General features: G+C 62.2%; 16 protein-coding genes. 10 read left to right on the top strand and 6 right to left on the bottom strand.

The features are described from left to right. The first annotated feature begins 1,059 nt into the window (after nucleotides 1–1,059). The 6 genes from ilvD (at nucleotide 1,060) to crcB (ending at nucleotide 8,131) form a co-directional block, all read left to right on the top strand. On the top strand, nucleotides 1,060–2,733 hold the full coding sequence (ilvD, locus tag G7Y50_RS00925; RefSeq protein WP_165056143.1) for a dihydroxy-acid dehydratase: 1,674 nt from the start codon (nucleotides 1,060–1,062) through the stop codon (nucleotides 2,731–2,733). Further along, nucleotides 2,730–4,829 carry a biosynthetic-type acetolactate synthase large subunit gene (ilvB, locus tag G7Y50_RS00930; RefSeq protein ID WP_241156577.1) on the top strand — a complete coding sequence of 700 codons (2,100 nt, stop codon included), beginning with the start codon at nucleotides 2,730–2,732 and terminating at the stop codon, nucleotides 4,827–4,829. The genes ilvD and ilvB overlap by 4 nt, the downstream gene beginning before the upstream one ends. After that, entirely contained in the window at nucleotides 4,829–5,311 is a 483-nt protein-coding gene (ilvN, locus tag G7Y50_RS00935; RefSeq protein ID WP_165056145.1) for an acetolactate synthase small subunit, read from the top strand. Before ilvB ends, ilvN begins: the two co-directional genes overlap by 1 nt. Nucleotides 5,312–5,380: 69 nt before the next feature. Beyond that, nucleotides 5,381–6,376, top strand: a complete 996-nt coding sequence (gene ilvC, locus G7Y50_RS00940; RefSeq protein ID WP_165056148.1) for a ketol-acid reductoisomerase — start codon at nucleotides 5,381–5,383, stop codon at nucleotides 6,374–6,376. Between the two features lie 238 nt (nucleotides 6,377–6,614). Then, a complete protein-coding gene (locus tag G7Y50_RS00945) occupies nucleotides 6,615–7,754 on the top strand; it encodes a YhcG family protein (protein ID WP_206214718.1) in 1,140 nt (379 codons plus the stop codon). Beyond that, on the top strand, nucleotides 7,751–8,131 hold the full coding sequence (gene crcB, locus G7Y50_RS00950) for a fluoride efflux transporter CrcB (RefSeq protein WP_165056150.1): 381 nt from the start codon (nucleotides 7,751–7,753) through the stop codon (nucleotides 8,129–8,131). Before G7Y50_RS00945 ends, crcB begins: the two co-directional genes overlap by 4 nt. Nucleotides 8,132–8,265: 134 nt before the next feature. Here the strand turns inward: crcB and G7Y50_RS00955 are convergent, their stop codons facing one another. The 4 genes from G7Y50_RS00955 to G7Y50_RS00970 all read right to left on the bottom strand — a co-directional run bounded on the left by G7Y50_RS00955 (nucleotide 8,266) and on the right by G7Y50_RS00970 (nucleotide 13,475). Next, nucleotides 8,266–9,558, bottom strand: coding sequence for a serine/threonine-protein kinase (locus G7Y50_RS00955; RefSeq protein ID WP_165056153.1), 1,293 nt, complete (start codon nucleotides 9,556–9,558; stop codon nucleotides 8,266–8,268). Nucleotides 9,559–9,719: 161 nt separating this feature from the next. Then, on the bottom strand, nucleotides 9,720–10,139 hold the full coding sequence (locus tag G7Y50_RS00960) for an XRE family transcriptional regulator (RefSeq protein WP_165056219.1): 420 nt from the start codon (nucleotides 10,137–10,139) through the stop codon (nucleotides 9,720–9,722). An 83-nt stretch (nucleotides 10,140–10,222) separates the two neighbouring features. Then, complete coding sequence (locus tag G7Y50_RS00965) at nucleotides 10,223–10,936, bottom strand: DUF5067 domain-containing protein (protein WP_165056155.1); 714 nt, start codon at nucleotides 10,934–10,936, stop codon at nucleotides 10,223–10,225. A 640-nt stretch (nucleotides 10,937–11,576) separates the two neighbouring features. Next, nucleotides 11,577–13,475, bottom strand: a complete 1,899-nt coding sequence (locus tag G7Y50_RS00970) for a hypothetical protein (RefSeq protein ID WP_165056157.1) — start codon at nucleotides 13,473–13,475, stop codon at nucleotides 11,577–11,579. Nucleotides 13,476–14,474: 999 nt separating this feature from the next. Between G7Y50_RS00970 and G7Y50_RS00975 the strand changes: the two genes are divergently transcribed. Both G7Y50_RS00975 and serC read left to right on the top strand, forming a co-directional pair. Continuing rightward, nucleotides 14,475–15,197, top strand: coding sequence for a hypothetical protein (locus G7Y50_RS00975; RefSeq protein WP_165056161.1), 723 nt, complete (start codon nucleotides 14,475–14,477; stop codon nucleotides 15,195–15,197). Nucleotides 15,198–15,497: 300 nt separating this feature from the next. Further along, complete coding sequence (gene serC / locus G7Y50_RS00980) at nucleotides 15,498–16,580, top strand: 3-phosphoserine/phosphohydroxythreonine transaminase (RefSeq protein ID WP_165056163.1); 1,083 nt, start codon at nucleotides 15,498–15,500, stop codon at nucleotides 16,578–16,580. A gap of 418 nt (nucleotides 16,581–16,998) precedes the next feature. Here the strand turns inward: serC and G7Y50_RS00985 are convergent, their stop codons facing one another. Beyond that, entirely contained in the window at nucleotides 16,999–17,343 is a 345-nt protein-coding gene (locus G7Y50_RS00985) for a type II toxin-antitoxin system PemK/MazF family toxin (RefSeq protein WP_165056165.1), read from the bottom strand. Beyond that, the gene (locus tag G7Y50_RS00990; RefSeq protein WP_206214719.1) at nucleotides 17,324–17,608 is read right to left on the bottom strand and encodes a type II toxin-antitoxin system RelB/DinJ family antitoxin; all 285 of its coding nucleotides are present in this window, start codon (nucleotides 17,606–17,608) and stop codon (nucleotides 17,324–17,326) included. Before G7Y50_RS00990 ends, G7Y50_RS00985 begins: the two co-directional genes overlap by 20 nt. Nucleotides 17,609–18,258: 650 nt before the next feature. Between G7Y50_RS00990 and serA the strand changes: the two genes are divergently transcribed. After that, the gene (gene serA, locus G7Y50_RS00995) at nucleotides 18,259–19,836 is read left to right on the top strand and encodes a phosphoglycerate dehydrogenase (RefSeq protein WP_165056169.1); all 1,578 of its coding nucleotides are present in this window, start codon (nucleotides 18,259–18,261) and stop codon (nucleotides 19,834–19,836) included. 300 nt (nucleotides 19,837–20,136) lie between these two features. Then, nucleotides 20,137–21,657, top strand: a complete 1,521-nt coding sequence (locus tag G7Y50_RS01000; RefSeq protein ID WP_165056171.1) for a 2-isopropylmalate synthase — start codon at nucleotides 20,137–20,139, stop codon at nucleotides 21,655–21,657. Nucleotides 21,658–21,766: the final 109 nt, after the last annotated feature.

The following is a 21,766-nucleotide window of genomic DNA, read 5'->3' on the forward strand; positions in this document are numbered from 1 at the left end:
CAGGCCCAGGCCGCCTCCGCGCTCGGCGTCGCGAGCGCCAGGATAAGCGAGCTCGAGAGGTGCGTGCGCGTCGACGGGCCGCTGCTCCGGAGGTACCTCGAGTGGCTCGGCGCGATGTCCCCCGAGGGACGGCTGAAAACACCGGAGTCGGGCCTTGACAGCAAATAGGAGCCTCATCCTGAGCGGAGCGCCCGCATCAGGTGCCCACTCGGTGTCATCCTGAGCGGAGTGCCCGCAGGGCGCGGAGTCGAAGGATCTGGTCGCGGCTGAGTGCCGCATGCGGGCGTGCCATGCTCGGAGCCAGATCCTTCGACTCGCTTCGCTCGCTCAGGATGACATCCGTCAGGCGTCGGACATGATGCGAGCCACCGTGCCGTCCCCACAACGTAGGTTGCCGCCCTTCCGGCTCGGGAAAAGCGGAAGGGCGAGACCCGTAACGGTTATCAGTGACACGGGGAGGACGATTCTCTCGGGGTGACGCAGGGTATGCGCTCTTCGCGTCCACATGCCCTCGCATGCACCACATGCCCACATGCCCACATGCCCACATGCCCCGCGCGTCCTATGCTCCTATGAATTCACATGCTCCACGCGCTCATGTGCTCCACATGCCCCCGCACCCTCTCCCGCACCCCCGCACCCCCCGCACCCTCTCCCGCGCCCTGCGCCCACACCCTCTCCCGCTCTCGTCACGTGGCTTTTTCGCGGGGAGGGGTTGCGCTTGGCGGTGGGCGGGGTATACTAGCCCGCGATACAAGTTCATATCCCAAATGCGTTGACGAGGATAGTAGGGGCGAACCCATCTGACAGAGAGCCGGCGGTGCTGCGAGCCGGCGGTGGGCGATCCGAATGCCACCTCCGAGCAGTTTGGCGTGAACGCCTCTCCGGTTGTCGGGCTTACCGCCGGGCCGGGGGAGCTAGTAGAGCTGAACCGGCGACACCGTTACCGTCTGCGATGCCCGCGCGCTTCTCAAGCGTAGCTGGCGCATTCCGTTCGTCTGGGTCCTGGTGCAGCTCTGCGCTGGGATTTTTTATTGTGAGCGGAAGGAGCGAAAGAGCATGCAGCTAAGAAGCGACCAGGTGCGATGCGGCGTGGCACGCGCGCCTCACCGCAGCCTGCTCAAGGCAGACGGCATCACCGACGAGGAGATGAAGCGCCCCTTCATCGCCGTGTTCAACTCGCGCAACGACATCATCCCCGGGCACACTAACCTCGACAAGATCGCCGAGGCCGTGAAGGCCGGCATCTACCTGGCCGGCGGCGTGCCGTTCGAGATCTCCACCATCGGCGTGTGCGATGGCATCGCCATGAACCACGATGGCATGCACTACTCGCTCGTGTCGCGCGAGGCCATCGCCGACTCGCTCGAGTGCGCGGTGCAGGGCCACGCGTTCGACGGCATCGTGTGCATCCCGAACTGCGACAAGATCGTCCCCGGCATGATCCTCGGCGCCCTGCGCGTGAACATCCCCACGGTGTTCGTGTCGGGCGGCCCCATGCTCGCCGGCAAGCAGAAGGGGGGATGCGGCCCCACCACCGACCTCAACACGCTGTTCGACGGTGCGGCGGCCGTGATGAACGGCACCATGACCGAAGACGAGCTCAGCTACTTCGAGAACACCGCCTGCCCCACATGCGGCAGCTGCTCGGGCTTGTTCACGGCGAACTCGATGAACTGCCTGTGCGAGGCGCTCGGCATCGCGCTTCCCGGCAACGGCACCATCCCGGCGGTGTACTCCGAGCGCATCCGCCTCGCGAAGCACGCGGGCATGAAGATCATGGAGCTCGTCGAGAAGGACGTGAAGATCGGCGACATCGTGAGCGAGGCCGCCATCCACAACGCCATGGAGTGCGACATGGCCTTCGGCGGCTCCACCAACACGGTGCTGCACCTCACGGCGATCGCGCAAGCGGCGGGGCACCCCATCACCATGGACGACTGGGACGCCGCGAGCGCCCGCACCCCGCATCTCGTGAAGCTGCAGCCCTCCGGCCCGCGCCCGCTCTCCGACCTCTACGAGGTCGGCGGCGTGCCGGTGGTCATGCACGAGCTGGCCGAGCTGGGGCTGCTCGACGAGCGCGCGCTCACCTGCATGGGGACTCTGCCCGACTACCTGAGCGCCTGCTGCCCGCCGGCCGACGGCGAGGTGTGCCGCACGCATGACAACCCCTTCTCGGCGGTAGGCGCCCTGCGTGTGCTGCACGGCAACCTGGCGCCCGACGGCGCCATCGTGAAGAAGAGCGCGGTCGACCCGTCCATGATGAGGCACACCGGCCCCGCGCGCTGCTTCGACTCCGAGGAGGAGGCCTGCGCGGCCATCAACGCCGGCGCCATCAACGCCGGCGACGTGGTGGTCATCCGCTACGAGGGACCCAAGGGCGGCCCGGGCATGCGCGAGATGCTCACGCCCACGAGCGCCATCTGCGGCATGGGTCTTTCCACGAGCGTCGCGCTCATCACCGACGGGCGCTTCTCCGGCGCCACGAAGGGCCCGGCCGTGGGGCACGTGAGTCCCGAGGCAGCGGCGGGTGGCCCCATCGCGCTCATCGAGGAGGGCGACTCGATTACCGTCGACATCGAGGGCGGCGTCCTCCAGCTCAACCTGTCCGACGATGAGCTGGCGGCGCGGCGCGCGGCGTGGGTGGCGCCGGCTCCCAAGCATGACCACGGCGTGCTCGCGAAGTACGCCAAGCTCGTCTCTTCCGCGGACAAGGGGGCGTATGTCTCATGAGTGCCACCAGTGAGAAGACCGAGGCGCGCCGCACGGCTGAGGCGCGCCGCACGGCCGCCAGCGTGGGCGCGCCGCGCGGGCTGGGCTCGCGCACGGCCAAGCAGGGCGCAGAGATGCTCGGCGCCGAGGCCGTCATCGCGTCGCTTGAGGCCGAGGGGGTCGACACCGTCTTCGGCTACCCGGGCGGGCAGGCCATTAAGATCTACGACGCGCTGTACGACTCCACGCAGATCAACCACGTGCTCGCGCGCCACGAGCAGGGCGCGGTGCACATGGCCGACGGCTACGCGCGCGCGACCGGCAAGCCCGGCGTGGTCATCGTGACGAGCGGCCCGGGCGCCACCAACACGGTCACGGGCATCGCCACGGCCTACATGGACTCGGTGCCGCTCGTGGTCATCACGGGCCAGGTGCCGCGCGCCGTCATCGGCACCGACTCCTTCCAAGAGTCCGACATCGTGGGCATCACCATGCCGGTGGTGAAGCACTCGTTTTTGCTCCAGTCGACCGACGAGCTCACGCGCACCTTCCGCGAGGCGTTCCACATCGCGGTGACGGGGCGCCCGGGGCCGGTGCTCATCGACATCCCGTCCGACTTGGCGGGCGCGTCCATGACGTTCGAGTACCCCGACGAGGTGAACCTGCCCTCCTACAAGCCCACCTACCGCGGCAACGCCAAGCAGATCCGCGCGGCGGCCGAGCTCATCGAGGAGTCTGACCAGCCCATCCTCTACGTGGGCGGCGGCGTGACCATCTCCGAGGCGTCCGCGGAGCTTGCAAGCCTCGCAGACCTCATGCAGATCCCCGTGGTCACCACGCTCATGGGCAAGGGCGCCTTCCCGGCGTCGCATCCGCTCAACCTGGGGCCGGTGGGCATGCACGGCGCGAAGTACTCCAACCTCGCCATGACCGAGAGCGACCTCATCATCGCGGCGGGTGCGCGCTTCTCCGACCGCGTCACGGGGCGCCTCTCCGAGTTCGCCCCGCATGCGAAGGTGATCCACATCGACATCGACCCGGCCGAGATCGGCAAGATCCGCGCATGCCAGGTCCCCATCGTGGGCGACCTCAAGGGCGTGCTCGCGGGCCTCGTCGACCAGCTGCGCAAGGACGGCGCCGAGGCGCACACCGAGGCGTGGCTCGCGCGCATCAACGCCTGGCGCGAGCGCTTCCCGTTCTACCATCCGGGCGTGGGCGACGGCAGCGACGAGATCGTCCCCGAGCTCGTGCTCGAGAGCCTCTCGACGCAGCTTGACTCCGCGCGCTCCATCGTGGTGACCGAGGTGGGCCAGCACCAGATGTGGGCGCACCAGTTCATCGACCGCGAGCTGCCGCGCACGTTCCTCTCGAGCGGCGGTCTGGGCACCATGGGCTTCGGCTTCCCGGCGGCCGTCGGCGCCGCCATCGCGCGGCCCGACTGCAAGGTGGTGTGCATCGCCGGCGACGGGTCGTTCCAGATGAATTCGCAGGAGATGGCCACCGCCGCCATCAACGGCGTGCCCGTGAAGGTGCTCATCATGGACAACCGCTGCCTGGGGATGGTGCACCAGTGGCAGAAGCTCTTCTACGCGAAGCGCTACTCGCAGACGCTGCTCGAGGCCAACCCCGACTTCGTGAAGCTCGCCGACGCCTACGGCTGGCAGGGCGAGCGCGTGGAGGACCCCGCCGAGGTGACCGCGGCCATCGCGCGCATGCTGGCGGCCGAGGGTCCCTACCTGCTCGACGTGGCCATCTCGCGCGAGCAGAACGTGTACCCGATGGTGGCCCCGGGTGCGGCGCTCGACAACATTATGGGCGCCATCGACGTGGCGGTCGGCGCGGTGCGCACGGACGTGCCGGCGGGCGCGCTCGACGACCATGGGCAGGAGGCCCATGCGGCCTCGTCGCCCTGCGCGCAGATCGACGCGCAGTTCGGCGGCCGCTGGGAGAGCGATCCCGACGACAAGGGCGCGCGCCTGGGCGAGGCGGCCGTGTTCGCGGGGGTTGCCGCGGCCGGCAATGCGCCTGCGGCCAGCAGCACGCCCGCGGCCGCCAGCGAACCCGCGTCCGCCGCTCCCGCCGGCGCGCCCGCATCCACCGTGGAAGGAGGGAACTAATGAAGCACGTGCTTTCCGTCCTGGTCGAGAACAAGCCCGGCGTGCTCTCGCGCGTCACCGGCCTCATCTCGCGCCGCGGCTTCAACATCGACTCGCTGTCGGTGGGTCCGACCGAGGACGCCACCATGTCGCGCGTGACGGCCATCGTCAAGGCTGACGACGTGGCCTACGAGCAGATCACCAAGCAGCTGCACAAGCTCATCAGCGTGCACAAGATCACCGACCTCACCGACGAGGGCGCGATCGAGCGCGAGCTGGTGCTGTTCAAGGTGAACGCCGCGCCCGAGCGCCGCAACGAGATCATCGAGATCGCCAACATCTTCCGCGCGAAGATCGTCGACGTGGGGCGCAACTCGCTCACCATCGAGGCCACCGGTGACGAGGAGAAGCTCAAGGGCCTAGAGGACCTCTTCCGCGCCTACGGCATCAAGGAGATCGTGCGCACGGGCAAGATCGCCATGTCGCGCAACGCGAAGGAATAGCAACAACAGGCGCCGCGCCTGCTTGCATAGCGAAGCACAACAGCTGACAGGAAAGGATCGAAGGAAACCATGGCTGTTACCATCTACTACGAAGAGGATTGCAACCCGCAGATCATCCAGGACAAGAAGATCGCCATCATCGGCTACGGGTCCCAGGGGCATGCGCACGCGCTGAACCTGAAGGACTCGGGCTGCGACGTGCGCGTCGGCCTGCGCGCGGGTTCCAAGTCGGCCGCCGCGGCCGAGGAGGCGGGCCTCAAGGTGATGTCCATCGAGGACGCCGCCGAGGAAGCCGACCTCATTATGATCCTCGTGCCCGACGAGCTGCAGGCGAAGGTCTACACCGAGCAGATCGCGCCGCACCTGCATGACGGCGACACGCTCGCCTTCGCGCACGGCTTCAACATCCATTACGGCTACATCACCCCGCCTGAGACGGTGAACGTCATCATGTGCGCGCCGAAGGGCCCGGGCCATATCGTGCGCCGCCAGTACACCGAGGGCTCCGGCGTGCCGGACCTCGCGTGCGTTGCGCAGGACGCCACCGGCGACGCGTGGGACATCGCGATGTCGTACTGCTGGGGCGTGGGCGGTGCCCGCTCCGGCATCATCAAGGCCACCTTCGCGCAGGAGACCGAAGAGGACCTCTTCGGCGAGCAGGCCGTGCTCTGCGGCGGCTTGGTGGAGCTCGTGAAGGCCGGCTTCGAGACGCTCGTGGACGCGGGGTATCCGCCGGAGCTCGCGTACTTCGAGTGCTACCACGAGATGAAGATGATCGTCGACCTCATGTACGAGAGCGGCATCCACTTCATGAACTACTCGATCTCCAACACCGCCGAGTACGGCGAGTACTATGCGGGCCCGAAGGTCATCAACGAGCAGAGCCGCGAGGCCATGAAGCTCATCCTGGAGCGCATCCAGAACGGCGAGTTTGCACGTGAGTTCGTGGCTGACTGCAACAACGACCACAAGTGGCTCATCGAGCAGCGCGAGGCTATCAACGACCACCTGATCGAGCAGACCGGCGAGAACATCCGCTCGATGTTCAGCTGGATCAAGAAGTAGCTGAAGAGCTGAGAAGCGGTTGAGGCGAGAGGGCGCGCCTGCCCTCTATTCTGGAAGAAAGCGAGTCCGAAAGAGGCTCGCTTTCTTCGTTTTCTGGAATTGCGCAAAGCGGTAAAATGTCCCTGTCGCTACAAGGAGCATGTGTTCTGCGAGTTTTGCGTAGGCAATGAGTTCAGGTTTTCTGACAGGTTGTTTGGGCTATTTGCGACGCCGTGTGTCACGGACTCGGAGGTGGAACATGGAGGAGAACAGGCTTGGGGTCGAAGAGGCTGAGGTAGGCGTCGAGGCAGCGCTTGTGAGCGATGCGTACTATGCCCAGATCCGCTCGATTCTGGAGACAGCTCGACAGAAGGCGTACGCAGCTGTGAACAGGGAAATGGTGCATGCGTATTGGAGAGTAGGAGAGAGCATCGTTGAGCAGCTGGGTGAGGTAAAAAGGGCTCAATATGGCTCTCGGTTCATAACCGAGCTCTCTGCTCGTTTGACCAAGGACTTCGGCAGAGGTTTCACGCCAACCAACTTGAGGTACATGCGCTTGTTCTACCTCTCGTTCCCAATTCATCACACACTGCGTGATGAATTGTCTTGGAGCCACTATCGGGAGCTTACGAGGGTTTCTAGCGCCGATGAGCGCATGTGGTACATGAACGAATGCGCTGACAGCGGTTGGAGCACGCGGCAGTTGAAGCGGCAGATCGACACGAGGTTTCACGAAAGGCTGCTCGCTAGCCGCGACAAGGAGTCGGTCGCCGCAGAGATCCAGCGCACGGAGCAGCCCCCGACGCCACGTGACATCATCCGCGATCCCTACGTGCTTGAGTTTCTCGACCTCCCGCAGCCCGCCCATCTGTATGAGAGCAACATGGAGCAGGCGCTCATCGACCACCTGCAAGAGTTCATGCTCGAACTTGGGCGCGGGTTCTCGTTCGTCGCGCGTCAGAAGCGCATCAGCTTTGACGGACGCCACTTCTATATCGACCTGGTGTTCTACAATTATCTGGCGCGCTGCTTCGTGCTCGTTGACCTCAAGACCGCCGATTTGACGCACCAGGACATCGGGCAGATGCAGATGTACGTGAACTACTACACGCGCGAGCTCATGAATGAGGGAGACAACCATCCCATCGGCATTTTGCTGTGCGCCGACAAGAGCGACTCAGTTGTGCGCTACACGCTGCCGGAGGACAATCGGCAGATCTTCGCCTCAAAGTGCTTGCCGTATCTGCCGACCGAAGAAGAGCTCGCCGAAGAGCTTAATGCCGAGTACCGCGCTCTCGAGGAGGCGAGGATGGCTGACTCGGCTCTTGCGGTCGACGAGGACGATCCCGTCGAGGTCGTCTGCGAGCACTTGCCCTCGACAAGCTGGTGTAGCGCATGAGCTTGCTTGTAAACTGCCTGTTCGTGGGCATGGGCGGGTTCGTGGGCGCGGTGTGCCGCTACCTGATGGGGTTTCTGCCCGTCGGGGGTGCCTCGGCATCAGGATTCCCGCTCGTCACGTTCGCGGTGAACGTGCTCGGCGCGCTCGCCATCGGCCTCATCGCGGCGACGTTCGCGAAGAACGTCAGCATGAATCCGCAGCTGCTGCTGTTTCTGAAGGTGGGCGTCTGCGGCGGGTTCACCACGTTCTCCACTTTCAGTCTTGAGACGCTCCAGCTCCTTGAACAGGGGAATTGGGCGATGGCGGCGTTTTATGCGGGCGCAAGCGTCATTGCGTGCCTCGCCGCCTGCGCTCTTGGCATGTGGCTCGCCCGCTGAGTGTAAGCACGGGTGTGGGTGGGAGTGTGAGTGCGAGTGCGAAGCGAGCGCAGGTGCCTCGGGTGCGAGTGCGCGTTCAACTGCGGGCGCGGGCGAGCGCCCCGACACCGCATCGGCGAGCCGAAGCGTAAAGCCTAGCTGGTGGGGAAGAACTGAGACATAATGCCGACGGCGACGAAGCCTGCGGCCGCGATTGCGAGGCAGAGGAGCCGCTCGCGCTTGGGCGGGCAGGCGCCGAGGCGCGGGAACCGCTCCTTGATGCGGCGGCGGTCGAGCGCGAGGTAGAACGCGGGGCCGAGGAGCAGGAAGAGCAGCGTGTAGTTGGAGGCCAGGCGAAGCCAGAGCGGCGCGAACTCGTCAATCTGCCCTGGTCGGGGGGCGAAGATCATCTCCGTCACCACGGCGAAGAAGATGCCGAAGACGAGCAGGACCGCGACGTTCCGCACGGTTATGAAGGCAGGGGCGGGGCGCTCACGCGCAGGCGCATTATTGCACGCGGGTGTCTGCGCGGATGCACGGGGCTCTGTTCCTGAGGGCATCCTCATTGCAGCTTCGCGTGCGAGGGGCTCCTTTTCACGGGGTGCGCGTGTCCGAGGCGCCTCCACCGTCACCGTCTCGGGCTCGACCAGCCCTATCGCCTGCTCAAAGGCCCTTTGCAGCTCGGCGACGCTCGGGAAGCGCTGGGCGGGGTCGAAGGCCGCCGCACGTGCGATCACGCGGCGAAGCGGCTCGGGGATGAGCGGGGAGGCGAAGTCGCGCCTGCGCGCCTGTGCGTCAGGAGTCTTCTCGGTGAGGCAGAAGTACAGCAGGAGCCCGAGCGCGTACACGTCGCTGCGCGCGTCGGTCTGGCTGTAGCCGAACTGCTCGGGCGGGGCGTAGACGCGCGTCCCGAAGTGCCTGGTGTCGTCCTCGGCCTCGTCGTCATAGGTACGTGCGATGCTGAGGTCGATGATCGTGAGGCTCTCGTCGGCGATGATGACGTTGGAGGGCTTGAGGTCGCGGTGGATGATCGGCGGGTCAAATCCCTCGTGGAGCTCGCGAACGGCGCGGCAGAGCTGCGGAAACACGCGTGCCGCGAGCTCGGGTGAGGGGTCGAGGCGGTACACGAGGTCGGCGAGCGTCTCGCCGGGAACGTACTCCATGATGACGACGCGCTTCTCACCTGCGGAGTAGCAGTCGAGCACGCGCGGGAGATGCAGAAAGCGGCGCCTGGCTCGCTGTGCCGCCAGGAGCCGCTCGTAGGCTAGGCCCAATCCCGCATCGCAGTCAAAGCTCTTGCGGATGAAGGGGCCCATCTCCGCGCCGTTCGTCCCAGTGAAGAACACGCGCTGCGTGCATTCGAGCGCGCCATCCTTCAAGACGGAGTCCACGCGGTAGTTGTCGTCGCGCGCGAGGGCGTTGAGGTGTTCGGCGAGTTCATCGGTCATGCTTTGACATGCTATCAGAGTTTGCGCGCCCGCGGGCTCGCGGAGCACGCAAGCACGCGAGGGCGCAGGCGAGCAGAACGCGTAGACGCGCAGATCGCATGGGCTCGCGTAGGCGCGCAGATCGTGCGGGTTGGCAGAAGGTACGGCCGGCGCAGCGCGGGCTAGCAGATGGTCTCCTCGCCGAAGCGATAGAGCTCCTCGTCGGTCTTCTGCAGGCTGTAGCCGTGCGTGAGACAGAAGATGATGATGGCGTCGCGGCGGCGCTTGCAGTACAGCTCGTTTGCGCCGGCTGCCTGAAGGAGGCGGTTGGCCTCCTTCAGGGTGAGCTGCATGGCGAAGGCGAGCTGGAGCACCTTGTCGCGCGAGGCGCCGCGCTGCCCGACGAATATCTGGTAGCCGAACGTCTCGTTGAGGCCGGCGGCCCGTATCACGCCGGCGCGCGTGAGGCCGTGCTCGTCGAGCAGCTGGTTGAGGTAAGTCGGAAGATCGCGGCTCGTCAGGCGGTGGCCGCTTGTGAACGCGCGCGGGTTAGGAGCGCTCAGCAGCTCGTCGAGCAGCTCATCGGTCAAAGGCTCCTTCACGCGCTTCTTCCTCCTCTTCTTCGTCGGCTTTTCGATCATGATAGCAAGCAAACGCGCGAACGCGCTTGCTCAGTCTGGGGGACTTAGGCGACGGAGAAGGTGGCTTCGGCCAAGACGGTGTCGTCGAGGCTGATGAGCTCAGTGCACTCCACGGTCAGGTCCGACTGGTCGTCAAGCACGTATGCCTGCTGGATAGTGATGGAGGCGCCGGGCTTGATCTCGCTCATTGAGCGAGAAGAGTCTAGGTCGTTTACGATGGCTAGCTCGAGCTGCACGCCGTTCTGGAAGCACTGGTCGTGTATGGCCACCATGAAACTCGTGGCGTCTTCGGAATTGTTGGTGAAAGTGTAGGTGACGACAGCTGCCGGCTTGCCCGCGTAGTCGGTTGTGACAACGCAATCGTCGATGGTCACGGCGTACTTCGATTCAGTCGCCTTCTCCTCCTGGGCTGCCTGCCGAGGTTCGCTCGACTGGTCTACGCTGCCCGCGCTTGAGCCCTCCGCAGAGGAAATGCTCGAAGCGCTCGGCTCAGAAAGGGCCCCGTCAATCGCTGCGCCATAGAAGCTCTGGCTTGCGAAGACGATGACGACGGCGACGATGTTGAGGATGATGCCGACGATGGCAATCGTCTTCCCATCGCTTTTCCCCTTGACGATTGAGACGAGCCCGATGACGGCGAACACGACGCCGAGCAGCGCGATGAAGAACGAGATGTTGTTGATGATGGGGATAAACGACGTCGCGAGGGCGACTATTCCCAAGATGAGGCCGGTTATGGCGAGAGCTGATTTCTTCATAGGGCATCCTTACGGTCTGACGTGCCGCTTCGTGCGCAGCGGCAGCGCTTTGCGGTTCGAAACATGATGCATATTAGAAGAATGCCCTGGTTAAAACATTAGCTGGCAGCTAAGAGTTTAGGGATGATGATATGTCTTTCAAGCTGGAGAAGACCACATTGCCGGGGGGTAGGCATCAGCATGGCGATGCAGGCGATGGCGATCGACTCCATAGGACACTGCCTCCTGAGATCGCGATGTCCGTTTTCGGAGGGGGCAGTGTCCAATGGCGCCACAAAGTCGGAATGTGAAGATAAAGGCAGGTAGTATAACGAGAACGGGGCACACGATCCGAAGACGTGTGCCCCTGCGCTGGGCTATTCCCCGTTGTAGAGGGAAATGACCCGCTTGCCTGCCTCGGCGACAACCGCAAGGATTGCGGCAGCCGTGGCAAGGTGATCCAGGGCGACGTTGAGTTTCACACTCATTGCGCTACCTCCTCTCAGGAACGATGTCCAAAGATACAAGCAGGCAGCTCATACGCCCTTGTCGCGCGTTTACTTTATCATGATATGCCGTAACGGGGAATTACGATATCGGTGTGCACGCATCGCTGGTAGGCTGTGTGTGGAGGGTGTCGGTAGGTGTTGTTGCGTCCACACTATGCGCCATAGTATTTTCCATCCTCAAAAATGACCTTTTGCGGCCCTGTGAGATGGTTCTTTTTAAGGCTTGGTGCGTAGATCTCGTATGTTCCCTCGCTAATTCGTTTAGGCATGTTTGACTCTCCGAACACAATTTCGGAACGATGTCCAAGAGGCTCTGAATCTCTGGGATTGGTTCGTAGCGTTCCGAAATGAACACCTGTGAAGAGCGGGTTGCCGTAGGTGTCGTATTCGCTTATCCCAGAATCACGCCGTGCGGTAAGAGGAATTGTAGAGTCACCGCAGTAGAATACGGGAATTGTGACAGGTAGCGTCAGTGATGACTCGATACTTCCCCCAGAAAGAGCGCAATTGTTGATGTACTCGCAGATGTTGTAGAAATCGTTGTGTTTGACCCCATGCGTTATGCCAAGAAAAGACTCGTCTGCTGGACTCATTTTATAAGCGCCGAGAAGCAAATAAAACGCAAGCCTGACCATATCACGGACGGTTTCGACTTCGTTCCAGTCGTACAAATTGTCCTTGTGCACGAAACTATTTCTTCGAATGGTTATGTCGCGCAAGGTATTAACAATAGCGTCATAGATGCCTAGGCTTTCCATTCCAGTGATGAGCAGGTCTGTGTTGTTGGGGTACAGCTTTCCTCTTTTATCGTCGTAATTGCCGAAAAAATGAGTAAGGTATCCGAGGTTGAGAATCTCTTTGAAGCCTGGACTCATCAGATAATCATCAACTACAACGTTTCCTTGTGTGATCTGGATTGCTTGCGATGGCGCTCCTAATAGTTTCGCATGAGATGAAGGCTTGAGCTCCTTGCCCCGATTGTAGCCAATGAATATTGTCCTATTGGCTCCGTCACGTTCGTGAGTATGTATAGAGACAAATGCATAAAGGTATTGCTCAATCGCCTTAAAGTAGCTTGTAGTTATGGGTGTCAAATCGATGTCGACTGTTCGCTCGCTGCTCCTTTCGCGACAAGCATCCTTCAGTGAATCGTATAGCCATTCGGCTGTCATGAAGCTCTTAGCGAAGTCCTCGGCTCCAGTGAGCGCTTCGCAGGCTCCTTCATCAAGAAAGCGCTTATTAAGGGCTTCCCGCTGTCTATTCGTAAGAGTGGATCCAATGGCATAGGCTTTAGAAGCGTCGTTAATTGACTGCCTGAAGAGTTTGAGAGAATTCGGTCTTATTGCCTTGACAATCGATAAGCCGCAGTAATCAAGAGCCATGTCCTTGAGTTCGTCAAGATACTTACTGAGCTTGGGCCACTCCGATTGTCCAAAAACATCATCCATGAATTCTTCAAGAGAATACGTCTTATAGCCTCTCAGCTCTTCGTTCTCGCGATCCTCCCAGTTAAGCACGTTGGCTGGCGTCCCCTTTTCTGCAAACGTGACGTATGTGATTCGCGAGATATTGGGTTCTGCGAGCAGTCTTTGTTCAATATTTGTCGGCAGTATGTCCTTCAGATCCGGCTCTCTGAATATGTATACGGTCCAGTCGCCTTCTTGCTCAAGACCGATTCCGTTAATTCTCCTGAAGAGTCCGTAGTTCTGCTTACACTCAAAAACAGGGTTTTGGCTCGGACCGACAGTATAGTACTCGCGCGCATCACTAACAAAAAGGCCAAGCCGGCTTACCTGCTTTCCCGATCCCTTCACTAAATCCTGCACTATTTCAATCAGTGCCTCATATATGCTCTCACGTGCCTGCTTCATGATGAAGGAGTAATAAGAGTAGTCCTCACCACCGATATCGCACAGACTACTTATTCTATTTGTGCCATCTTTCTTGTTCTCTGTATTCCATTGACCAGTACGCCACTGATCCCTATGAAGCTTTATCTTATTCAGGCATTCATCTATCAAGTGCTTTCTGAAAATTGAATCCGTATCCATTGATGGACGCCTCCTTGCTTAGATCGACAAATGCCAAAATCCGATATCGCTCATTATCTTTCATAGAGTCGTTCTCGATCGAATAGATTGTTGACTAATGGCTAGATTGCAATGGTGTATTCCGGTGCGCCCGCCGTGTCAATCCTGAAGTACGCGTGGCCGCCTTGCCGCTGGCCCAGACCGTTCTGTTGCCGTCCGCGAGCTGCATCGGTGAGTCAGATACTTCCACTTTCCTGTTGCTCCGCGCGGCGCAGTATGCAATATTATGCTCATGATTCCCCAGGGTCACGGTCGACGCGTATGTGTAGGGGGCAACATGAACGTCTGCGCTTCAACGGAGCTTGTATCTCAGGCTGAGGCGATTCGCTTCTACGATCAGAGGGTCGCTCAGCGTGAGCTTGAGCTCGTGTGGAAGCATAATGCGACAAGCGACGTGACGCTTGAGGATATCAACGCCGAGATCGACGCGGTGCGCGCTGAGCGGCGAGCTCGTGAAAGAGGACCCGCGAATCGCCCCACAAACAACTAGAGCCAGTCCCAGTAGGACCGGCCCTTACAAAACCTCGGAGGTTTTTGCGTCTGCAAGCAGAGTGATATCAAAGCCCCGCCGCGTCAAGAACTTTCGTAACAAACCCAAGGTGGGAGATCAGGGGGTTCTGCGTTCCATAGCGCTTCGCGTACCCAGTCATCGTCCTGCGTAGATCCTTGACCGCCGCCTGGGTGGCGGGGTCTGCTTTCGCCCTCACCAGAAGGTCGTGCAGAGTCATGATCGTCATCGGTTGCTGGGTTCGGCGGTTGCGCAGTTTCGTACGGCAGCTCTTGGTGCTCTTTATGCTGCGGTCATTTAGCCAGCCGGACATCAGTCCGAAGGTCGCATGCTCGCTGTTGCGCTCGGGGGCGAAGCCGAAGCTGTTGCACAGGCACACGGAGTGGCTGGCGCAGTTGTGTTTTAGAATGTGGCCAGGGAACAGCTACGAGAAGAGGTCAAGGAAAACGGTCATGCAGAATAGATACGCGGGCGACATAGGTGATTTCAGCAAACTCGGTATCCTGCGCGCCTTGCAGGCCGAGGGCTTGTCGATCGGACTCAACTGGTATCTGGCCCCTGACGAGACGCACAGCGGCGACGGCCGTCATGTGAGGTACCTCGACCAAGACAAGTATCGCGAATGCGATGAGAAGCTGTGGGTGGAGCTCGGGTTAATCGTCAAGTCGAACAGACGGAAAGTTGGCTACATGGAGAACAACCGCGTGTTAAAGGCGACGTTCTTCTCGGATTGCCTAGACTTTGCGGGAAGAAAAAGGCCGGAAAGGCTTGCGTGTCGCAGCGAATGGTTCAGGAAATCGCTTGCCATGATGGCTGGAAAAGACGTCGTGTTCGTGGATCCGGACAACGGCTTGGTGGTGCCCTCCGCTATGGGGAGGCCGAAGGAGAACAAATACGTCCTGCCTTCCGAGCTCGCCAGCTACTATGCCCAGGGATCTAGCGTCATCTACTACCAGCACAAGGCGAGGCGAAAGGACCCTTTCTACGTCCAGCAGCTCGACAGTCTGCTGGGAAGCCAAGCCTTCCCGGGCGCATCGGGACTTGCCTTGAAGTTCAAACCCACCTCACAGCGCTATTACATGTTCCTCGTCCAGCCGCAGCATAGGGAAACCGTTGAGAGGGCCGTGAATAACCTGCTCTCGACCGCTTGGGGCGAGCACTTCTGCATGCTTTAGCGTGGCGAAGGATCAGGCAACGACAAGGGCGAAAAGGGCAAGCTCTATCAAGACATACCGAAACCCGCATCATTTCGAAGGTGTTAAAGGCGAGCGTAGCCGTTGCCTACCTCCCGCAGAGCGTTATCCATCACGGCATGGTGGCGCTCGGGGGTGGGGGATTCCCGCCTTCTGGCGATATTTCGCTTTAGCGTGCTAAATTGGCGCTACAATAAGACAGTTCTGTCACGGCAGGCAGAAGGGGCGGCGACGTGCCGCCCGTGTTACCTCAGCAAGAAAGACAAAAGGAGCGCGCTAACAATGGGCAGAGTTTACAATTTCTCGGCGGGACCGGCGGTTCTGCCTGAAGAGGTGCTGAAGCAGGCGGCGGCGGAGATGCTCGACTATGACGGCTGCGGCATGTCGGTCATGGAGATGAGCCACCGCTCCAAGCCGTTCGCTCGCATCATCGAGACGGCTGAGGCGGACCTGCGCGAGCTCATGGGCATCCCCGAGAACTACCACGTGCTCTTCCTCCAGGGCGGCGCCACGCAGCAGTTCGCGGCGATCCCGATGAACCTCATGCAGAACAAGAAGGCCGACTACATCGTGAGCGGCTCGTGGTCGAAGAAGGCGTTCAAGGAGGCGAAGCTCTACGGCGAGGCGCGCTGCGTGGCGAGCTCCGAGGACGGCAACTTCTCCTACGTGCCCGACGTCGACGGCCTTGAGTTCGCGCCCGACGCCGACTACGTCTATATCTGCCAGAACGAGACCATCTACGGCACGCGCTACCCGAAGCTGCCGAACACGGGCAACATCCCGCTGGTGTCCGACGTGTCCTCGATGTTCCTTTCCGAGCCGGTGAACGTGGCTGACTACGGCCTGATCTACGGCGGCGTGCAGAAGAACGTCGGCCCCGCGGGCGTGGTCATCGTGATCGTGCGCGACGACCTGGTGCGCGAGGACGTGCTGCCGTTCACGCCGACCATCATGCGCTACAAGACGCAGGCCGATGCGAAGAGCCTGTCGAACACGCCCCCGGCGTACGGCATCTACATCTGCGGCCTCGTGTTCAAGTGGCTGAAGGAGATGGGCGGCCTCGAGGCGATGAAGGCGCGCAACGTCGAGAAGGCGGGCATCCTGTACGACTTCCTCGACCAGAGCAAGCTCTTCACGGCGACGGCGCGCAAGGAGGACCGCTCGCTCATGAACGTGCCGTTCATCACGGGCGACACCGACCTCGACGCGAAGTTCGTAGCCGAGGCGAAGGGCGCGGGCATCGAGTCCATCAAGGGCCACCGCTCCGTCGGCGGCATGCGCGCGAGCATCTACAACGCCATGCCGAAGGCCGGCGTCGAGGCGCTCGTCCAGTTCATGGACAAGTTCGAGCACGAGAACGCGTAGGGGGAGCGCAGTTGCGCAAGTGCGCTGGCTGCCAAGTGCGGTTGTCGCGCAAGCGAGCTGGCTGCCAAGTAAGGTTGCTGTGCGAGAGCGCGGCTGCCAAGTGCGGTTGCTGCGCGCAGGCGCAAGCTCACCTGATCGTCGCAAGCAGTAAAGAAGGCGTCGCCTGCTGGGGCGGCGCCTTCTTCTTTTGTGCTGGCCGACGGCGGAATAAAGGCGCGGTGCTCCGCTGCGGTTTCTCGTCTGCGCGCGCATCCTGAGGCCTGCACACGCAGGCAGCCTTCATTATGCGTCGTGCGGCCAGAAGGCTCTAGTTGCCTAGCTTTCTATCGGCAAAAACATATAGTGACTATAGCAAATCACGCCTGTTTATTGCCGATAACGGCAATAAAGTGAAGATAAGGTCAACTTGACCATTTCCTCAGGCGCTGCTGCTTTCGAGCAGGATGGCGAAAGCGCTTCTGTCTCGCTCGCTCAGGTAACCCAACGGCTCACCATTGAGAAGGTCGTCAGGATTCAATGAGATGAGCGGCGCCAGTTGGACGCGCGACGGCTTGAGCAGACCCCCTTCTTGCCAGTCGAGAAGCTCATAGTACTGATACTGGGATTTCGGACTTGCCGAGGTCACCTTCGCCGCAATAACGGCAACGGTATCACTGTCGATGATGACGACTGGGCGCACTTTGCCAACTTCCGGATGGTCGGCGAACCGCACGTAGGCAAGCCAAACCTGCCAAGGAGCGAGGCTAACGGACAAGCTGGGCATAAGCATCGTCCTCTTCGTCGTCCATGTCGGCGGGCAGCACGCTGGCCCCCCAGCGAGGGTCGACGGGCAGAACTGAAGCTGGGTTGTAGCGCGGCTTCGATAAAGCCTGCGTATCGAAGGGAAGCCCGCCTGCATCAATGGATTTCACCAGGAAGACATTGATGGCATCGCTGAGGCTCATCCCCCAACGCGCATATACTTCGGCTGCCTCTGCCTTCACATCAGGAACAACATAGGCTTTTACCTCTGCGTTACGTGCTGCCATGGCAGTCATCCTCCTAGGCCGAAACTAGGCCTATTCTATGCTTCGAATTGGTTTTCAGCAATAGCTTCTGTCGTCTGTTCCCGTTGCGAATATGGCGCTCAGATAGATGAGGCGATGGGCGGCATATTCGCCGCGTAAACCTGCAGGGAAGAGGCATGTGCGGCTTTGTCTCATGCCATGCAAGAAGGCGGTAATCATCCACCTGCTTTCCTTAGGGCGCGGAGAGCTGGAGGCGTTATCAGAGCTCACGGGCGAACTTTCCAAGTGCCCGATCGGGTGCTGCCCTCCCTGACGAGGCGCCCGTTTCTTCGAATACCGCCATCATTATACCGCCATTGGCGGTATAAAGTCGCCCCGGTTGTGTGTTCCGGGTTTGCGGACTGCGTGCGGAATCGGGTTCGTGCGATGCGTGGTCGCTGCTCGTTGGCGCCGTGGCTGTGCTGCCGCCGACGTGAGGGCGCGCTTTCGGGCGCGCCCCTCCTGCTCCTCGCGCGCGTTTTCCGGCTCGCCCGCCGATTCGTGGCCGCTTGCTTAGCCGCAGGTGAGCGCGCCTCGCCTACACTGGTGCGTGAGCGCACGCGGGCATTGCGTGCGCGGCGCGCGCCTGGCGGCGCACGCGGATCCGCCGGCCATACATGATGGGGACTCACATGACGAAGAAGATTCTGGTTACGGAGAAGATCGCCGAAGAGGGCATCGAGGCGCTGGAGAAGCGCGGCTACCAGGTTGACGTGAAGCTCGACCTCACGCCCGAGCAGCTCATCGAGGTGATACCGCCGTACGAGGCGCTCATCGTGCGCTCGCAGACCTTCGTGACGCCGTCGCTGATCGAGGCTGCCGAGAACCTCAAGGTGATCGGACGCGCCGGCGTGACGGTTGACAACATCGACATCGAGGCGGCCACCGAGGCAGGCATCATCGTGTGCAACGCGCCCACCTCTAACATCGTGAGCGCCGCCGAGCACACCATGGCGCTCATGCTCGCCGCCGCGCGCAAGATCCCGCAGGCCAACGCCTCCATGCACGCGGGCGAGTGGGTGCGCACGGAGTTCGTGGGCACCGAGCTCTACGGCAAGACGCTCGCCATCTTCGGCCTCGGCCGCATCGGCGGCCTTGTGGCCGAGCGCGCCCGCGCCTTCGGCATGCGCCTCATCGCCCACGACCCGTACTGCAGCCCCGAGCGCGCCGAGCAGCTCGGCGTGACGCTGTACGACTCGGTGGACGAGGCGGTGACTCAGGCTGACTTCATCACGGTGCACCTGCCCAAGACCGTCGACACCATCGGCATGTTCGGCCCTGAGGAGTTCGCCGCCATGAAGGACGGCGTGATCCTGGTGAACGCGGCGCGCGGCGGCATCTACCAGCCCGACTCGCTGGCCGACTTCGTGGCCGCGGGCAAGATCGCGGCCGTGGGCATCGACGTGTACGAGGAGGAGCCCTGCACGGAGGGGCCGCTGCACGAGTTCGACAACGCGCTGCTCACCCCGCACATCGCCGCCGTCACGCGCGAGGCGCAGGTGCGCGCGGGCATCCAGATCGCCAACTACGTGTGGGCGGGCCTCGAGGGCTCCATCGTCCCCACGGCCATCAACGTGTCGCCGCTGCCGCCCGAGGTGCTCGACGCCCTGGGCCCCTACGTCCCGGCGTGCAAGATGATGGGCCGCGTCATCGCGCAGGTGCTCGGCAACATCCCGAAGTCGCTGCGCGTCGAGCTCGCGGGCACCATCGCCGACGCCGACCCCGAGATGCTCGTGGCGGGCGTGCTCGACGGCATCCTCACGTACCGCCGCCTGAGCACGGTCACGTCCTCGAACGTCGACTCGGTGGCTGCCCGCCACGGCATCTCGGTGCAGACCACGGGCGTGGCTGATGCGCAGGAGTACGCCTCCTCGGTGCGCGTCATCGCCGACGGCGTGGAGATCTCCTCGACGCTCTTCGGCATCGATCAGGCCGCGCGCATCGCCTCCATCATGGGGTACAAGATCGACATGGCGCCTGCGAAGCACTCGCTCATATTCGAGTACGTCGACGCGCCGGGTCGCATCGGCACCATCGGCACCATCCTCGGCGCGGCGGGCGTCAACATCACCACCATGCAGATCGGCACTAAGCCCGCCGAGCAGTGCGCGCTCGTGTACATGAACGTGGAGGGTGAGGTGAACGCGGAGGTGCTCGACGAGCTGCGCGCGGCCATCGACCTGAAGAACCTCTGGGCGCTCACGCTGTAGGGCGTGACTTCTTCGCTTTCTCCCGTGTCATCCTGAGGGGTGGTGCACGCCTCCCGTGTCATCCTGAGCGAGCGAAGCGAGTCGAAGGATCTGGTTCCGGGCATGGCGCGCTCGCATGCGCTATCCGCTCGCGACCAGATCCTTCGACTCCGCGCCCTTCGGACGCTTCGCTCAGGATGACATGGGGTGGAAGCGCTTGAAGGCCATATGATATTGAGAAGGGGCTGGAAAGACTGGCCCCTTTTGCTATCATGTGCAAATGCGGTTAAGCGCACGAGGTTAGACAGGAAAGAAGGAACCATGACCCGCAAGATCAACATCTTTGACACCACCTTGCGCGACGGCGAGCAGTCGCCGGGCGCTTCCATGAACACGGAGGAGAAGCTCGTCATCGCCCGCCAGCTGCTGCGGTTGAACGTGGATGTCATCGAGGCGGGTTTCCCCATCTCCAGCCCGGGTGACTTCGAGAGCGTCCGCCGCATCGCCGAGCTCGCGGGCGAGGACGCCACGGTGGCCGGCCTCACGCGCGCCATCGAGAAGGACATCGACGTGGCGGCCGACGCCCTCAAGTACGCCAAGCGCCCCCGCATCCACACCGGCATCGGCGTGTCGCCCTCGCACATGCGCGACAAGCTGCGCATCACCGAGGACCAGTGCATCGAGCGCGCCGTGCATGCGGTGTCCTACGCGAAGAAGTATGTGAGCGACGTGCAGTTCTACGCCGAGGACGCGGGAAGGTCCGACTACGACTTCCTCGTCAAGGTCATCCAGGCGGTCGTCGATGCGGGCGCCACGGTGGTGAACATCCCCGACACCACGGGCTATTCGCTGCCCGAGGAGTTCGGCCAGCGCATCAAGTACCTCATGGACAACGTGCGCGGCATTGAGAACGTCACCGTTTCGGTGCACTGCCATAACGACCTCGGCATGGCCACGGCCCTCGCCATGGCCGGCGTGAAGAACGGCGCCACGCAGGTCGAGTGCACCATCAACGGCCTCGGCGAGCGCGCGGGCAACACGGCCATGGAGGAAGTGGTCATGGCCGTCCGCATGCACGAGGCCGAGCTCGACGCGCACACCGACATCAACACGCGCGAGTTCATCAAGGCGAGCCGCCTCGTGAGCTCCATCACCGGCATGAACGTGCAGGCCAACAAGGCCATCGTCGGCGCGAACGCCTTCGCGCACTCCTCGGGCATCCACCAGGACGGCGTGCTGAAGAAGCGCGACACCTACGAGATCATCGACCCGGCCGACGTCGGCGCGGGCGCGAGCCAGATCGTGCTCACGGCGCGCAGCGGGCACGCGGCTTTGAAGCACCGCCTCGAGGAGCTCGGCTACGAGTTCGAGGGCGAGCAGCTCGACCAGGTGTACGAGGCGTTCCTCAACCTGGCCGACAAGAAGAAGGAGGTCTACGACGAGGACCTCGAGAGCCTCGTGAACGAGCGCGACCGCGAGGAGAGCGCGCTCTACACGCTCGAGAGCGTCCAGATCAGCTGCGGCTTCCCGCTCACGCCCACGGCCACGCTCACGCTCGCGAACCCCGAGGGCGAGCCGATCACCGTGTGCGCCTACGGCACCGGCCCGGTCGACGCGGTGTACAAGGCCGTGAACCAGATCATCAGGGTGGACAACGACCTCACCGAGTTCTCCGTGCAGTCCGTCACGCGCGGCATCGACGCCCTCGGCGAGGTGACCGTGCGCGTGAAGGCCGGCAACGGCGAGGTGTACACTGGGCGCGGTGCCGACGGCGACATCATCGTGTCGTCCACGAAGGCCTACCTCAACGCCTTGAACCGCCTGCTCTCCGAGAAGCGCTAGCTTGCTCCGCTCGCCCTGGCGGGACGAACGGAACTGCTTGACGCTGCGGCTTTCTGCGGCATCTGGCATTGCTTCCCGCTAAGGCGTTGCCCGTTGCCCGTTAGCCGCG

The organism is Adlercreutzia sp. ZJ176 (assembly GCF_011038975.1).
Taxonomy (GTDB): domain Bacteria; phylum Actinomycetota; class Coriobacteriia; order Coriobacteriales; family Eggerthellaceae; genus CAAEEV01.

Bases quoted from the DNA above. Each gene is read 5' to 3' on its own strand.
- ilvD (WP_165056143.1), top strand. From the start codon at position 1,060: ATGCAGCTAAGAAGCGACCAGGTGCGATGCGGCGTGGCACGCGCGCCT.
- ilvB (WP_241156577.1), top strand. From the start codon at position 2,730: ATGAGTGCCACCAGTGAGAAGACCGAGGCGCGCCGCACGGCTGAGGCG.
- ilvN (WP_165056145.1), top strand. From the start codon at position 4,829: ATGAAGCACGTGCTTTCCGTCCTGGTCGAGAACAAGCCCGGCGTGCTC.
- ilvC (WP_165056148.1), top strand. From the start codon at position 5,381: ATGGCTGTTACCATCTACTACGAAGAGGATTGCAACCCGCAGATCATC.
- G7Y50_RS00945 (WP_206214718.1), top strand. From the start codon at position 6,615: ATGGAGGAGAACAGGCTTGGGGTCGAAGAGGCTGAGGTAGGCGTCGAG.
- crcB (WP_165056150.1), top strand. From the start codon at position 7,751: ATGAGCTTGCTTGTAAACTGCCTGTTCGTGGGCATGGGCGGGTTCGTG.
- G7Y50_RS00955 (WP_165056153.1), bottom strand. From the start codon at position 9,558: ATGACCGATGAACTCGCCGAACACCTCAACGCCCTCGCGCGCGACGAC.
- G7Y50_RS00965 (WP_165056155.1), bottom strand. From the start codon at position 10,936: ATGAAGAAATCAGCTCTCGCCATAACCGGCCTCATCTTGGGAATAGTC.
- G7Y50_RS00970 (WP_165056157.1), bottom strand. From the start codon at position 13,475: ATGGATACGGATTCAATTTTCAGAAAGCACTTGATAGATGAATGCCTG.
- G7Y50_RS00975 (WP_165056161.1), top strand. From the start codon at position 14,475: ATGCAGAATAGATACGCGGGCGACATAGGTGATTTCAGCAAACTCGGT.
- serC (WP_165056163.1), top strand. From the start codon at position 15,498: ATGGGCAGAGTTTACAATTTCTCGGCGGGACCGGCGGTTCTGCCTGAA.
- G7Y50_RS00985 (WP_165056165.1), bottom strand. From the start codon at position 17,343: ATGCCCAGCTTGTCCGTTAGCCTCGCTCCTTGGCAGGTTTGGCTTGCC.
- G7Y50_RS00990 (WP_206214719.1), bottom strand. From the start codon at position 17,608: ATGGCAGCACGTAACGCAGAGGTAAAAGCCTATGTTGTTCCTGATGTG.
- serA (WP_165056169.1), top strand. From the start codon at position 18,259: ATGACGAAGAAGATTCTGGTTACGGAGAAGATCGCCGAAGAGGGCATC.
- G7Y50_RS01000 (WP_165056171.1), top strand. From the start codon at position 20,137: ATGACCCGCAAGATCAACATCTTTGACACCACCTTGCGCGACGGCGAG.